Below are 13,293 nucleotides of genomic sequence, written 5' to 3' on the forward strand. Positions count from 1 at the left end.
AAGGAGTTCCATCATGGCTTTCAACATGCGCAATCGCAGCCTGCTGTCGCTGATGCACCACACCACGCGCGAGCTGCATTACCTGATCGACCTGTCCCGCGACCTCAAGCGTGCCAAGTACACCGGCACCGAGCGGCCACACCTGCAAGGCAAGAACATCGCGCTGATCTTCGAGAAAACCTCGACCCGCACCCGCTGCGCCTTTGAAGTTGCCGCCCATGACCAAGGTGCCCACGTCACTTACATCGACCCGGTGTCGTCGCAGATCGGCCACAAGGAAAGCATGAAAGACACCGCCCGCGTGCTCGGGCGGATGTTCGACGCCATCGAGTACCGTGGCTTCGAACAGGAAATCGTCGAGGAACTGGCGAAGTTCGCCGGGGTACCGGTGTTCAACGGCCTGACCGCGGAATTCCACCCGACGCAGATGATCGCCGACACCCTGACCATGCGCGAACACAGCGACAAACCGCTGCACGAGATCAGCTATGCGTACCTCGGTGACGCGCGCTACAACATGGGCAACTCACTGTTGATGATCGGCGCCAAACTCGGCATGGACGTGCGCATCGCCGCGCCCAAAGCCCTGTGGCCGCACCAGGATTTCATCGACCAGTGCCAGGCCTTCGCGGCCGAGAGTGGCGCGCGCATCACCATCACCGAAGACCCCAAGGCAGCGGTCAAAGGCGTGGATTTCATCCACACCGATATCTGGGTGTCGATGGGCGAGCCGGTGGAAGCCTGGGACGAGCGCATCGAGCAACTGCTGCCGTATCAGGTCAACAGCGCCATGATGAAAGCCTCGGGCAACCCACGGGTGAAGTTCATGCACTGCCTGCCGGCGTTCCACAACAGCGAAACCAAGGTCGGTAAGGACATCGCCGCGCGCTACCCGCACTTGGCCAATGGCGTGGAAGTGACCGAGGAAGTCTTTGAATCCCCGGCCAACATCGCCTTCGAACAAGCAGAAAATCGCATGCACACCATCAAGGCGATATTGGTGTCGGCGTTGGCGGATATCTAAAGCCGTGTAATTGAAAGAACGCGGTCAATGTGGGAGCGGGCTTGCCCGCGAATGCGCTGCATCGGTCGACATCAATGTTGCCCGACTGCCCGTTCACCACTGGACCGAGTCGTTAACCAGCGTTCTGTAGAAGGACTTGATTATGCGTATCGTCATCGCCCTGGGCGGCAACGCCCTGCTCCGCCGGGGTGAACCCATGACCGCGGACAACCAGCGCGCCAACATCCGCATCGCCACCGAGCAGATCGCCAGGATTTACCCCGGCAATCAACTGGTGATCGCCCATGGCAATGGCCCACAAGTCGGTTTGCTGTCGTTGCAAGCCGCGGCCTACACCCCGGTGTCGCCTTATCCGCTGGACGTACTCGGCGCTGAGACCGAGGGCATGATCGGTTACATCATCGAGCAGGAACTGGGCAACCTGCTGGACTTCCAGGTGCCGTTCGCCACCCTGCTGACCCAGGTCGAAGTCGACCCCAACGACCCGGCCTTCCAAAAGCCCAGCAAACCGATCGGCCCGGTCTACAGTCAGGCCGATGCCGAGCGTCTCGCGACGGAAAAAGGCTGGGCGATCGCCGCCGACGGTGACAAATTCCGCCGCGTGGTGTCCAGCCCCCGGCCGAAACGCATCTTCGAAATCCGCCCGATCCAGTGGCTGCTCGACAAGGGCAGCATCGTCATCTGCGCTGGCGGTGGTGGCATTCCGACAATGTACGGGAACGATGGCAAGCTCCAGGGCGTCGAAGCGGTGATCGACAAGGACTTGTGCTCAGCGTTGTTGGCCGAGCAACTGGACGCCGAACTGCTGGTGATCGCTACTGACGTCAACGCGGCTTTCATCGATTTTGGCAAGCCATCGCAGCAGGCTATCGCCCGGGCCCACCCGGACGAACTGGAGAAATTGGGCTTCGCCGCCGGCTCCATGGGACCGAAGGTCCAGGCCGCCTGCGAGTTCGCCCGGCACACTGGCAGAGTCGCGGTGATCGGTTCACTCTCGGACATCGAGGCCATCGTCCAAGGCACCGCCGGCACGCGGATCAGCACAGCCACACCGGGCATTACCTATTTTTAAGGAGAGACGTAAATGGCAACGTTTGAACCGGGTCACCTGCACATCGAGCGTCACGCGTTGAACAAGGACGATTACAGCTACAACCTGCACATCGACTACGAAGTCAGCCAGGACCCCAAGGAAGGCACGGGCATGCTGTTCAAGATGCATGGCTCGGTGGAGGGTAAGGACCTCAACGAAGAGTTCTTCCTGCCCAAGGACCAGGCCTTCGACTTCGCTCGATACGCCTCCCGCATTGCGCACAAATACGGCATGCCCACTGACGCCGGCATTGGCTCGATGCACAAGGAATACGACCAGATGTTCGAAGACGTTCGGGCGCAACTCGATGTGAAACCCGGCGACCCGGTAAAACCCGAACACCTGGAATAGCCCTTTTTTGTGGGAGCGAGCCTGCTCGCGAAGACGGACCGACATCTGCCCCATGCCGGCTGACACGCCCTCTTCCCGAGCCGGCTCGCTCTCATCAGCATGCTGGGGCAGCTCGGAATCCGCGCAAGATTTCACCATTGCCCCGCCCCAAGGCATACTGGCCACCCTCCGCACTGCAGAACTCTGAAACCGCCCCATGCGTATCCACGTCAGCTTCATCGACCGCGTCGGCATTACCCAGGAAGTCCTGGCCCTGCTCGGTGGACGCAATCTCAATCTGGATGCCGTGGAGATGGTGCCGCCCAACGTCTACATCGACGCGCCGACCCTCAGCCCGCAAGTGCTGGACGAATTGCGCGAAGCGTTGTTCGCGGTGCGCGGCGTGCAAGCGGTGACCGTGGTCGACATCCTGCCGGGGCAGCGTCGGCACTTGCAGCTCGATGCCTTGCTGGCGGCCATGACCGACCCGGTGCTGGCCCTCGACAGCGCCGGCAAGGTGCTGCTGGCCAACCCCGCGCTGATTGCCCTGTATGGGCGCGAGCCCGCAGGTGAAAGCGTCGCGGAACTGTTTGATGATCCGGCATTGCTGGCGGTGCTGCTGGAACAGGGGTTCCGCCTGCCGCTGCGCGAGATTACGGTCAACGGCCAGACCCTGCTGCTGGACGCCACGCCAATCACCGACGCCGGCGCGCTATTAACCCTGTATCAACCCAATCGCATCGGCGAACAACTGTCGGCGCTGCACCACGATCACGCGGAAGGTTTCGACGCGCTGCTCGGCGAATCACCGGCAATCCGCATGCTCAAGACCCGCGCCCAACGCGTGGCGACGCTGGATGCGCCGTTATTGATCCAGGGCGAGACCGGCACCGGTAAAGAATTGGTGGCCCGCGCCTGCCATGCCAGCAGTGCGCGGCACAGCGCGCCGTTTCTGGCGTTGAATTGTGCGGCATTGCCGGAGAACCTCGCCGAAAGCGAGCTGTTCGGTTACGCCCCCGGGGCCTTCACCGGTGCGCAACGGGGCGGCAAACCGGGGCTGATGGAACTGGCCAACCAAGGCACGGTATTTCTCGATGAAATTGGCGAGATGTCGCCGTACTTGCAGGCCAAGCTGCTGCGCTTTCTCAACGACGGCAGCTTCCGTCGGGTCGGCGGGGATCGCGAAGTGAAGGTCAACGTGCGGATTCTTAGCGCGACCCACCGTGACCTGGAAAAAATGGTCGCCGAGGGGACCTTCCGTGAAGATCTGTTTTACCGACTCAACGTGCTTAACGTCGAAGTCCCGCCGCTGCGCGAGCGTGGCCAGGACATTCTGCTACTGGCGCGCTACTTCATGCAGCAGGCCTGCGCGCAGATCCAGCGCCCGATCTGCCGCTTGGCGCCCGGTACTTACCCGGCGTTGCTGGACAATCGGTGGCCAGGCAATGTGCGGCAGTTGCAGAACGTCATCTTCCGCGCCGCAGCGATTTGCGAAAGCAGCCTGGTGGACATCGGCGACCTGGACATTGCCGGCACCTCCGTGGCGCGCCAGAGCGATACGGAGGTCGACAGCCTGGAGCAAGCCATGGAAGAGTTCGAGAAGACCCTGCTGGAAAAACTCTACGTCAGCTACCCCTCGACCCGGCAACTGGCGAACCGCTTGCAGACCTCGCACACGGCGATTGCCCATCGATTGCGCAAGTATGGGATTCCTAACAAACCATAGGCCTTCTCGGTCGAAATGTGGGAGCGGGCTTGCTCGCGAAGGCGTCGTGTCAGGCACCATGAAGTGCGCCCCAGAAGTTGGACACCCATCCAACCTCCGGGGTGTTTTTCATGAGCAAGTACTCAACTCAATTCAAACTGTCCGTTATCAAAGCCTTTCTTGAGCGAGGCAGGGGCTTTCGGTTCATAGCCGCCCAATTCCAAGTGGACCCCACCTTGCTTCGTCGTTGGGTTGAGGCTTACCAACTACATGGTGATGCCAGCCTCCAGCCCCGTAGCAGGGGCTATAGCACCGATTTCAAGCTCTCCGTGCTTCAGCGTATGTGGCGTGACAAGCTGTCCTTTCGCCGTGTCGCGGCGCTTTTCAATCTGGGCAACTCCACTCAGGTGGGCAGATGGCAGCGGCAGTATTACAGTGGCGGCATCGAAGCCCTGACTGCTGGGAAAGGATTGAACACTGCCATGAAGCTGCCACCCGCCAAACCTTCTGAATCCTCATCGACCAACGATGAGGACCTCTCGCACGCCGAGCTGCTGATCAAGCTTCGTAAGCTTCAGGTGGAGAACGCCGTGTTAAAAAAGCTCAAGGAATTTCGGGAGGAGGAGAAAAGACAGGCCAAAGCGGCCAAGAAAAAACCCGGTTAGTGACTCAGTTGCGAGAGCACTTCGAGCTCGATGATCTGCTTGAGGCTGTGGGGCTGGCGCGCAGCACGTATTACTACCAGGTCAAGGCCATGGCGGGCGGGGATCGGTTCGCCTCGTTGAAAGCTTCTATCCAGCGTATCCAGGACGCCCATAAAGGTCGTTATGGCTATCGCCGGATGACCGCCGCGCTGACTAATGCTGGCCACCGAGTTAACAGCAAAACGGTTAGGCGACTGATGGGCGAGCTGGATCTCAAATGCACGGTACGCCCGAAAAAATATCGGTCGTATCGCGGGCTAATGGGCGAGGCATCGCCCAATACCCTGGCTCGCCAGTTCGAGGCCGAACAGCCGAATCAGAAATGGGTTACCGACGTTACGGAGTTCAAAGTGGCCGGAGAAAAGCTGTACTTGTCTCCCGTGCTGGACCTGTACAACGGCGAAATCGTGGCTTACCAAACGGCCACCCGACCACGCTATGGCTTGGTAGGTGACATGCTGGAGAAGGCGCTTGAGCGATTGCCCAAAGCTGCCAAGCCAATGCTGCACTCGGATCAGGGCTGGCACTACCGATATCCGGATTACCGGGAGCGTCTGGAAAAAGCAGGGCTGGAGCAAAGCATGTCACGCAAAGGCAACTGTCTGGACAACGCGACGATGGAGAGTTTTTTCGGCACTCTGAAGTCGGAGTATTTTTACCGTGAACGTTTCGACAGCGTGGCTCAATTACAAGCGGGACTCGATGAATACATTCGTTATTACAACCATGATCGAATCAAGATGAAGCTTGGCGGACTGAGCCCTGTAGCGTACAGAACCCAGTCCACGATAGCCTAGCCACCTGCTGTCCAACTTTTGGGGCGCACTTCACAAATCCTGTGGGAGCGGGCCTGCTCGCGAATGGCGATAAACGCGGTCTAGTGCCCCTTACCCGAATGCCCACCCGCCCCCGCGGCGCCCTGCCCCGGGCCTTTGCCGGCATCGCCCTTGCGTCCGCCCGCGCCTTCGTGGCTCTCGGCGGCTTTCGCGGCAGGCTCAACGTTTTTCGCCAGTTGCTCGACCGCCTGCAGGTTGGCTTTGCGCACGCTTTCCACGAATCCCTGGAACGGCAGATCAGTCACGCCGACCAAACCAAAGTGGCCGTTTTCACCATCAAGCAGACGGCCAGTCACCGGTTGATCGAGGTACTGGAACCAGTGCACGCCGACGATCGATGGTTCGCTCAGTGCCTGTTTGAGGAAATTGGCGTAGGCCGGGCCGCGATCCTCTTCCTTGGCCAGCGGTGTCACGCCACCCCAGAACGGCCCGCGATCGCTGGAGCCGAAGTTGAATTCGGTGATCAGCACCGGTTTGTCCAATTCACGTAATTTGGCGAAATCGTAGCCGTCCTGCGGTTGCAGGGTGTAGAGGTTAAAACTCAGCACGTCGCAGTATTGCGCACAGGATTGCACCGCTTCCGGGGTGCTGACGGCGAAACGCCCGCCCAGCAGCAGTTGATTGGGCGCGTGCCACTTCAGCGAGTCGGAAATGGTCTTGAAATAAGTGTCGGCGAAAACCTTCTGGAAATATTTGAAGTCCGCCTCGATTTCCGGGTGCTCGGGGTTGGGTTGTGGCGGTACGAAGCCCGGGTCTTCCATCAACTCCCAGGCCGGCAGGTCAATGCCCCAGGCTTTCGACAGCCCGGCCTGATTGCGGTATTTGTCGCGCAGTTGCTTGAGGAATGCTCGCTTGGCCGGCACGTCCGTGGTCATTTTCAAGGTTCCGTAGGCCAAGGCGTAACGGGCTTTCGGGTCATCGCCCGGCCCGGCCCAGGCCAGCTCGTTGTCAGCGTAGTAGCCAATCAGCCATGGGTCGTCGCGGTGGTCCCGGGCGGCAATGGCCACGGCACGCTCGGTGGCCATGGCGAAGCGCGGATCGAACGGGTCAGGCATGCCGCCCCACCAGTCGGTGCCGGTGCTGATGCTGGCGTAATCGCCGACGATCGACAGCGGCAAGGTATAGGGCACGCGATCAGCGCTGGCCAGGGAATCGGCGCTCCAGTTGCCGACCGTGTTGAAACCCCAGGCTTGCAGACGATCAAGGGTGTGCGCCGTCCAGCGCTTCTCATCCAGGGTGACCTTGCACGGCCCGATGGCCTTGTGCTCGGCGGCTTTGTCCGCCGTCGCATCGCCGGCATCGGCCTTGGCGGCTTCAGCGACACCAGCCTTAGGCGCTTCGGCCGGCGCTGGCGGCGTCTGTTCGGTGGTGCGTTCAACCGTGGCATCGGCCGCACCGACTTTTGCCGCTTCCGCGACGCCCGCCTTGGGCTGCGCCGCCGACTGGCCGACCGGTTGCTCGGCGGTGCGTGCTGCGCTGGCGTCGACTGCGTCAGCCTTTGCCGCTTCAGCGACCCCGGCCTTGGTTTCGCTGCCCGGCGCGCAAGGCTCGCCGTACGCACGTTGCAGGTTGGCGGCGTAAAAATCGTACCAGCGCCCGGTGTTATAGGCGCGGCCCTGATCCGAGGCGTTGCCGCTGTTGCTGTTGCCTTCCCCGTAGAAACTGGCCAGGCCATCGTCAGGTTTAGGCAGCGCTTCGAACATCCACTCACGCCCCGCCACGTAGGTGCGGCTGACGTCCGGGGCCACGGTGTTGACGCCCAGCGAGTAGAACGGATGACCGTCCGGCGTCACCAGGTACCAGCGGCCGTCCTGTTTTTCCGTGCGGAAAAACCCGCTGGCCTTGAATGTCGGGCCCTTGCTCCAGCCGCCGTACTGATCGAGCGACGACTTGTCCCGCCCCGCCAGCCAGGTTTTCAGCTGCTGCTGTTCCTTGGCCGCCGCGCTTTTCAGTTGTTCGTCACTGCTGACCTTCTCGGGCCACTTGGCACGAGTCGATTGGCCGTAGGCGTCAACCAGATTGCCATAAGCGGCGCGCTGTACCGACTCAACGTCTTGCACGCCAAAGCGTTCCAGCAAGATGCTCTGGGCTGCTTTGGGCTGATCCATCGAGACGCTGACCGATACCACTTGGCTGCGATCGATTTCGCCGCTGCTGCTGGCGAGCAATACACGCTGGCCATCCACGGTGATCGGCATCGGTGGCCCGGCTTTCATGCCCTGGCTCAGCGGCGTGTTGGCCACCAACGGCACCACCAGGGTTTGCGCCGGGCCGGCCGGCAGGTCGACGCGGCTGACCAGCGTGCGGCCATCGTTGCTCTGCACGGTAACGTAGAGGGTGATTGCCCAGTTCATCGCGCTCTGGATGCGTAAGCTCATCGCCCCCGATTGCGACCAATCCCAGGCGCCGGTTTGCGGGCTCAGGCGCAGGGTCGGTTGCGCCACCGGGTTGAACGTCACCCGGCGCAGCACTTCACCCTCGGCAGTTTGTTCGGCGTTGGCTTGCGGCAGACTGGCGTCCTGGGTCGCCACCTTCACCACGTCAGCGGGGCGAACGAAGTTGAACAGCGTCTGCTGCCCGGCCGGGGCGGCCAGCAAGGGCGTGGCAAAGATCAGGGCGAACACGGCGGGCAACGAACGGCAAATCATGGGACGCAATTCTCCCCAGCGGCCTTCAATGGCCAATGGATAACGGTAGTTGAGGGGTAGACAACGCGGTGGGCGGATTTGCCCACCGGTGTTTCAGGAAATTTCGCGGCGAAACGGCGGCAACGCATTGAGGATGGCTTTGCCATAGCGCTGGGTGACCAGGCGTCGGTCGAGCAAGGTGATGATCCCTCGGTCTTCTTCAGTGCGCAGCAGCCGGCCGCAGGCCTGCACCAGCTTCAGTGAGGCGTCCGGCACGGAGATTTCCATGAACGGATTGCCGCCGCGCGCTTCGATCCATTCCGCCAGCGCCGCTTCCACCGGGTCATCCGGCACTGAGAACGGGATCTTGGCGATCACCACGTGTTCGCAGTAAGCCCCCGGCAAGTCGACCCCTTCGGCGAAACTGGCGAGGCCGAACAGCACGCTGGAATCACCGCCATCGACCCGCGCCTTGTGCTTGTTCAGGGTTTCCTGTTTCGACAGGTTGCCCTGGATGAACACTTGCTTGCGCCAGTCCCGGTCGAGGCCGTCGAACACGTCTTGCATCTGTTTGCGCGAGGAGAACAGCACCAAAGTCCCGCGCGAACCTTCGACCAGCGCCGGCAGGTCGCGGATGATCGCGGCGGTGTGGCCGGAGGCGTCCCGTGGATCGGCCTTCAGGTCCGGCACCCGCAGCACGCCGGCGTCGGCATGATGGAACGGGCTCGGCACCACCGCCGTGACGGCTTTTTTCGGCAGCCCGGCGCGCATGCGGAAACGATCGAAGGTGCCCAGCGCTGTGAGCGTCGCCGAGGTGACCAGCGCGCCGTAGGCCACGTTCCACAGGTTGCGCCGCAGCATTTCGGCGGCGAGGATCGGGCTGGCGTTGACCTCGATGTCGAACAGCGAACCGCTTTCGGCCAGGGTCAGCCACCGGGCCATCGGCGGGTTGTCGTCCGGGTCTTCGGCGGTGAACGCGGTCCACAGTTCCCAGTTGCCGGCGGCCCGAGACAGCAGGCTACCGAACAGCGGATACCATTCTTCGGCCTGGTTGCTGGCGATGCCGATGTTGACCTCGCCGTCCATGCCTTCCTTGAGCAGATCGGTCAGGCGTGTGAACAGGTCGTTGAGCCGGGCAAAGCCCTTTTTCAACTCGATGCCCATTTCCCGCATGTGCTCGGGAATCACTCCGCCGACGAAGCGATGCCGCGGCCGCTCACGGCCTTCGACGTCTTCGCCGGGCTTGAAGTCGGCGACCTGCTCGCACGCGGTAAACATGAATTGCTGCTGGGTCTTGATCTCGCGGGCCAGCTCCGGCACCTGCTCGATCAGCTTGCCGAGATCGCCCGGCAACGGATGCTGGGCCAATAATTTGGTGAGGTTCTTGGCGGTGGTTTCCAGCCAGTCGGCGGTGGAACGCAGGCGCGTGTAGTGGGCGAAGTGGCCGATGGCTTTGTCCGGCAGGTGGTGACCTTCGTCGAACACGTACAGCGTGTCGCGCGGGTCCGGCAACACAGCGCCGCCGCCCAAGGCCAGGTCAGCGAGGACCATGTCGTGGTTGGTGACGATCACGTCGACCTTGCCCATGCCTTCGCGGGCCTTGTAAAAGGCGCACTGACCGAAGTTCGGGCAATGCCGGTTAGTGCACTGGCTGTGATCGGTGGTCAGGCGCGACCAGTCGGCGTCTTCCAGCGCGGTCGACCAACTGTCGCGGTCGCCGTCCCATTTATTGCCGGCGAGCTTCTCGATCATGCTGGTGAACAGCTTCTGGCTGGCCTCATCGACCTCGATCTTGAAGCCTTCTTCTTCGAACAATTGCGCGGTGGCGGTTTGCGCGTGGCCTTCCTGCAGCAGCATGTCGAGCTTGGAGAGACACATGTAGCGGCCGCGGCCCTTGGCCAGGGCGAAAGTGAAATTCAGCCCGCTGTTGCGCATCAGGTCGGGCAGATCCTTGTAGACGATCTGCTCTTGAAGGGCGACGGTGGCGGTGGCGATCACCAGGCGTTTGCCGGCAGCCTTCGCGGTGGGAATCGCCGCCAGGCTGTAGGCCACGGTCTTACCAGTGCCGGTGCCGGCTTCCACGGCTACCACCGCCGGGTCGCCACTGCGCCGGCCTTCGTCGTCGGTGTCGATGTCACCCAGGACTTTCGCCACTTCGGCGATCATCAGGCGCTGGCCGTAACGCGGTTTGAGGCTCTTGGCTTCGAGAAAACGCGAGTAGGCGCCCTGGATCGTGGTTTTGAGTTCAGTGCTGATCATGGATTGTCGGCGCAAAAAAAACGCTGGATAAATTTTCAGTGGTTCGGATCGGCCGCTACTATACCCCGCTAATTAATCCCGCGCAGAACGGAGTACCTCAATGACCGCTTTTAGCCTTGTCTACAGCCTGCATGTCCTCGCCGCCCTGGTCTGGGTCGGCGGCATGTTTTTCGCCTGGATGGTCTTGCGCCCCGCGGCCATGAAGGCGCTGGAAGGTCCTGCCCGACTAAAGCTGTGGGCAGAAGTGTTTCAGGGTTTTTTCCGCTGGGTCTGGGTCGCAGTGATCCTGCTGCCGATCAGCGGCGTGGGCATGATTCATCTGCAGTTCAGCGGCTTCGACACCGCCCCGCGTTATGTGCAGGTGATGATGGGCTTGTACGTGGTGATGGTCGCATTGTTCATCCGCATCCAGGCGTTGTTGCTGCCGGAACTGCGCACAGCGGTGGCGGCGCAGGACTGGCCGACGGGCGCGAGCGTGCTGGGCCGGATTCGGCGGTTAGTCGGGGTGAATTTGATTGTCGGGCTGGTGGTGGTGGCAATCGCCGCGGTCCGGCCGATGTTCTGATGACATCGAGGCGAGTGAACTTTGTGGCAAGTGAGCCTTTGTGGCCAGTGCTTTTTTGTGACTATCGAGCTTTTGTGGCGAGGGAGCTTGCTCCCGCTGGGCTGCGCAGCAGCCCCCAAGATCCTTCAACTCCGAAGATCGAAGGGAGTGCTGCGCACTCAGCGGGAGCAATCTCCCTCGCCACAGGGGTCGTGCAAAGGTTACAACCGCTGAACAGTAACGGCGCCATCGGCGCCAGCAGGTCCGGGCTGGCCGTCGACACCGGGCCGGCCGCCTTTGCCGCCGTCGGCGCGGTAGACGATGCAACCCTTGGACTTGCCACCCGCCCCCGGTTTGCCACCAGGGCCCGCCGCGCCACCGGCACCGCCGGCGACTTGCACCTTGATCTGCTCGACCGGGAAATCATGCGGCACTTCCAGACGCACGATCGCTCCCGGTGCGCCGGGCTGGCCGTCGCTGCCGTTGCTGCCATCGGCGCCGCGCCCGGCTTGCCCCCAAGTGCAACCCGGCGCTTCGCCATTTGCGCCGTCGAGGCCGACATAACCCGGCGCCACCCCGCGCATCCACCAGCAGTTCGGCGGCATTCAGGGTTTCGATGCGTACGTTCAGGTTACGTCCCGAGCGCGCAGCCTTGAGGTAAGTGCCCGGCGCACCGCGTGCGGTGATCTGACTGCCGCTGGACAACTCGGCGCGGCTGACTTTCAGCTCCAGCGGCTTTTCGCTTGGCACAATGGCAATGCGCGCATCACGGCCCAGGTGCAACTCACCGACGGTCAGCTCGGTGACGTTCGACGGGATCAGCAAGGTGCCGTAGTCGGCGACTTCCAGCTTCTCCAGTTGCAGGGTGCTGGCGGTGTTCGGCAGGCGCATCAGCGAATGGGTTTCGACATTCACCACTTGGGCACAGGCCCAGGGGCTGATGAACGCGGCAAGCAGACAGAGTTTACGCATGAGAAGCCTCCGGAACGGCCGGGGCCGGGATGGTTTGCAGGTGAAAGATGCCGACGATGAGGATGTACAAACGGTCGCGCCATGGATGGGAGCGGCCACGGAGGCTGCCGTTGAACAGCAACATTTCCAGGAGATGGGTGAAAAATAACAGGCTGCCGGCCAGATTGATCAGCAGGTGCAACGGATTGACCAACGGTACAAACAGATTCAACAGCACCACCAGCCAGAACAGCAGGGTCAGCACGCGCCCCAGCCCCCAAAACACCTTCATACGCTCCCCCGATAAGAATTATTCTTTCTTTGCGCGCACCTTAACGGGATACCGGCGCGATAAGCCAGAGGTCAGCGCAAAATTCATCTTCGGGAGCCCGAGCGGCCGCCGGCCGATATAGACCGGCGGTCGGCAGCTCTAACTCGCGGTTCTTCGACATCCTGCCTAGCGATTGATGTGCAATTCCACGCGACGGTTCTCCGCGCGGCCCTCTTCGGTGTCGTTGTCGGCCAAGGGCTGGCTTTCACCGCGACCTTCGCTGGTGAGTTTGCTCGGCGCCAGGCCCTGCTGCAGCAGATAGGCCGCCACGCTACTGGCGCGACGCTCCGACAGCGCCTGGTTATAGGCTTCGGTGCCCTGGCTGTCGGTGTGGCCGATCACCTTAATGCTGACCACGTCGGCATTACGCAGCTTGTCCATCAGCCCATCGAGTTTCTCGCGGGCAGCGGGTTTGAGGTCGGACTTGTCGAAGTCGAACAGGACATTGCCGGCATCGCTGAGGGTGATGACTTCGGCGGCAACTACTGGAGCTTCCACCGGTTTGACGCTGGGCGGGTACTGCGGCAGCGGACAACCGTGGTGTTCGACCGGGGTATTGGCGGGCGTGTCGGGGCAACGGTCGCGGCGGTCGAACACGCCGTCGTCGTCTTCATCGCCATCCTGGGCGTAACAGACCAGACCTCCGGTCAACAGACCAAGCGCCGCGCCACCCGCGGCCCAGCCGGTGCTCTGGAGAGCGCCCAGGCCTCCACCGACGAGTCCGCCAACCAGGCTGCAAATTGGCCAGGTACGTTGATTGAGGGGAGCGGTGCCGTCGCTGTGTGTCGCGCAACCGGACAACAAACTGCCTAGCAGCACAACCGGTAAAGCGGTTCTTGAAAGAACGCTCATTGTGAATGCTCCTGAAGGACCGGCCCATACCGGTCAT

10 protein-coding genes and 1 pseudogene are annotated in these 13,293 nt (G+C 61.9%); 6 read left to right on the forward strand and 5 right to left on the reverse strand.

Annotated elements, in window-relative coordinates; genetic code table 11:
- The first annotated feature begins 13 nt into the window (after positions 1 to 13).
- From RG836_RS19050 to RG836_RS19070, 5 genes are all read left to right on the forward strand, one after another.
- Positions 14 to 1,024, forward strand: a complete 1,011-nt coding sequence (locus tag RG836_RS19050) for an ornithine carbamoyltransferase (RefSeq protein ID WP_310848416.1) — start codon at positions 14 to 16, stop codon at positions 1,022 to 1,024.
- A gap of 142 nt (positions 1,025 to 1,166) precedes the next feature.
- Positions 1,167 to 2,096 carry a carbamate kinase gene (gene arcC, locus RG836_RS19055; RefSeq protein ID WP_310848417.1) on the forward strand — a complete coding sequence of 310 codons (930 nt, stop codon included), beginning with the start codon at positions 1,167 to 1,169 and terminating at the stop codon, positions 2,094 to 2,096.
- A 12-nt stretch (positions 2,097 to 2,108) separates the two neighbouring features.
- A complete protein-coding gene (locus RG836_RS19060) occupies positions 2,109 to 2,468 on the forward strand; it encodes a DUF5064 family protein (protein WP_310848419.1) in 360 nt (119 codons plus the stop codon).
- Positions 2,469 to 2,664: 196 nt separating this feature from the next.
- Entirely contained in the window at positions 2,665 to 4,173 is a 1,509-nt protein-coding gene (locus RG836_RS19065; protein ID WP_310848421.1) for a sigma-54-dependent transcriptional regulator, read from the forward strand.
- Positions 4,174 to 4,283: 110 nt separating this feature from the next.
- A protein-coding gene (locus RG836_RS19070; RefSeq protein WP_310848423.1) for an IS3 family transposase occupies positions 4,284 to 5,653 on the forward strand; the annotation gives its coding sequence in 2 pieces (ribosomal slippage) (positions 4,284 to 4,760 and positions 4,763 to 5,653; 1,368 coding nt in all).
- Positions 5,654 to 5,733: 80 nt separating this feature from the next.
- On the opposite strand, the gene RG836_RS19075 is transcribed toward RG836_RS19070, so the two are convergent.
- The gene (locus tag RG836_RS19075; protein ID WP_310848425.1) at positions 5,734 to 8,340 is read right to left on the reverse strand and encodes a beta-galactosidase; all 2,607 of its coding nucleotides are present in this window, start codon (positions 8,338 to 8,340) and stop codon (positions 5,734 to 5,736) included.
- Positions 8,341 to 8,433: 93 nt separating this feature from the next.
- The gene (dinG, locus tag RG836_RS19080; protein WP_310848427.1) at positions 8,434 to 10,578 is read right to left on the reverse strand and encodes an ATP-dependent DNA helicase DinG; all 2,145 of its coding nucleotides are present in this window, start codon (positions 10,576 to 10,578) and stop codon (positions 8,434 to 8,436) included.
- 100 nt (positions 10,579 to 10,678) lie between these two features.
- Between dinG and RG836_RS19085 the strand changes: the two genes are divergently transcribed.
- Positions 10,679 to 11,143, forward strand: a complete 465-nt coding sequence (locus tag RG836_RS19085; RefSeq protein ID WP_310848429.1) for a CopD family protein — start codon at positions 10,679 to 10,681, stop codon at positions 11,141 to 11,143.
- Between the two features lie 200 nt (positions 11,144 to 11,343).
- Here RG836_RS19085 and RG836_RS19090 read toward each other — a convergent pair.
- The 3 genes and pseudogenes from RG836_RS19090 to RG836_RS19100 all read right to left on the reverse strand — a co-directional run bounded on the left by RG836_RS19090 (position 11,344) and on the right by RG836_RS19100 (position 13,256).
- A pseudogene (locus tag RG836_RS19090) lies at positions 11,344 to 12,094 on the reverse strand (collagen-like protein).
- A complete protein-coding gene (locus RG836_RS19095) occupies positions 12,087 to 12,365 on the reverse strand; it encodes a DUF1145 domain-containing protein (protein ID WP_310848431.1) in 279 nt (92 codons plus the stop codon). Before RG836_RS19095 ends, RG836_RS19090 begins: the two are co-directional and overlap by 8 nt.
- A gap of 165 nt (positions 12,366 to 12,530) precedes the next feature.
- A complete protein-coding gene (locus tag RG836_RS19100) occupies positions 12,531 to 13,256 on the reverse strand; it encodes a PA1041 family peptidoglycan-binding anchor lipoprotein (protein WP_310848433.1) in 726 nt (241 codons plus the stop codon).
- Between the last annotated feature and the right edge of the window lie 37 nt (positions 13,257 to 13,293).

Source organism: Pseudomonas rhizozeae (assembly GCF_031583775.1).
GTDB lineage: Bacteria > Pseudomonadota > Gammaproteobacteria > Pseudomonadales > Pseudomonadaceae > Aquipseudomonas.

What these genes read in the sequence shown, in the direction of transcription:
- RG836_RS19050 (WP_310848416.1), top strand. Translation starts at nt 14, where the DNA reads ATGGCTTTCAACATGCGCAATCGCAGCCTGCTGTCGCTGATGCACCAC.
- arcC (WP_310848417.1), top strand. Translation starts at nt 1,167, where the DNA reads ATGCGTATCGTCATCGCCCTGGGCGGCAACGCCCTGCTCCGCCGGGGT.
- RG836_RS19060 (WP_310848419.1), top strand. Translation starts at nt 2,109, where the DNA reads ATGGCAACGTTTGAACCGGGTCACCTGCACATCGAGCGTCACGCGTTG.
- RG836_RS19065 (WP_310848421.1), top strand. Translation starts at nt 2,665, where the DNA reads ATGCGTATCCACGTCAGCTTCATCGACCGCGTCGGCATTACCCAGGAA.
- RG836_RS19075 (WP_310848425.1), bottom strand. Translation starts at nt 8,340, where the DNA reads ATGATTTGCCGTTCGTTGCCCGCCGTGTTCGCCCTGATCTTTGCCACG.
- dinG (WP_310848427.1), bottom strand. Translation starts at nt 10,578, where the DNA reads ATGATCAGCACTGAACTCAAAACCACGATCCAGGGCGCCTACTCGCGT.
- RG836_RS19085 (WP_310848429.1), top strand. Translation starts at nt 10,679, where the DNA reads ATGACCGCTTTTAGCCTTGTCTACAGCCTGCATGTCCTCGCCGCCCTG.
- RG836_RS19095 (WP_310848431.1), bottom strand. Translation starts at nt 12,365, where the DNA reads ATGAAGGTGTTTTGGGGGCTGGGGCGCGTGCTGACCCTGCTGTTCTGG.
- RG836_RS19100 (WP_310848433.1), bottom strand. Translation starts at nt 13,256, where the DNA reads ATGAGCGTTCTTTCAAGAACCGCTTTACCGGTTGTGCTGCTAGGCAGT.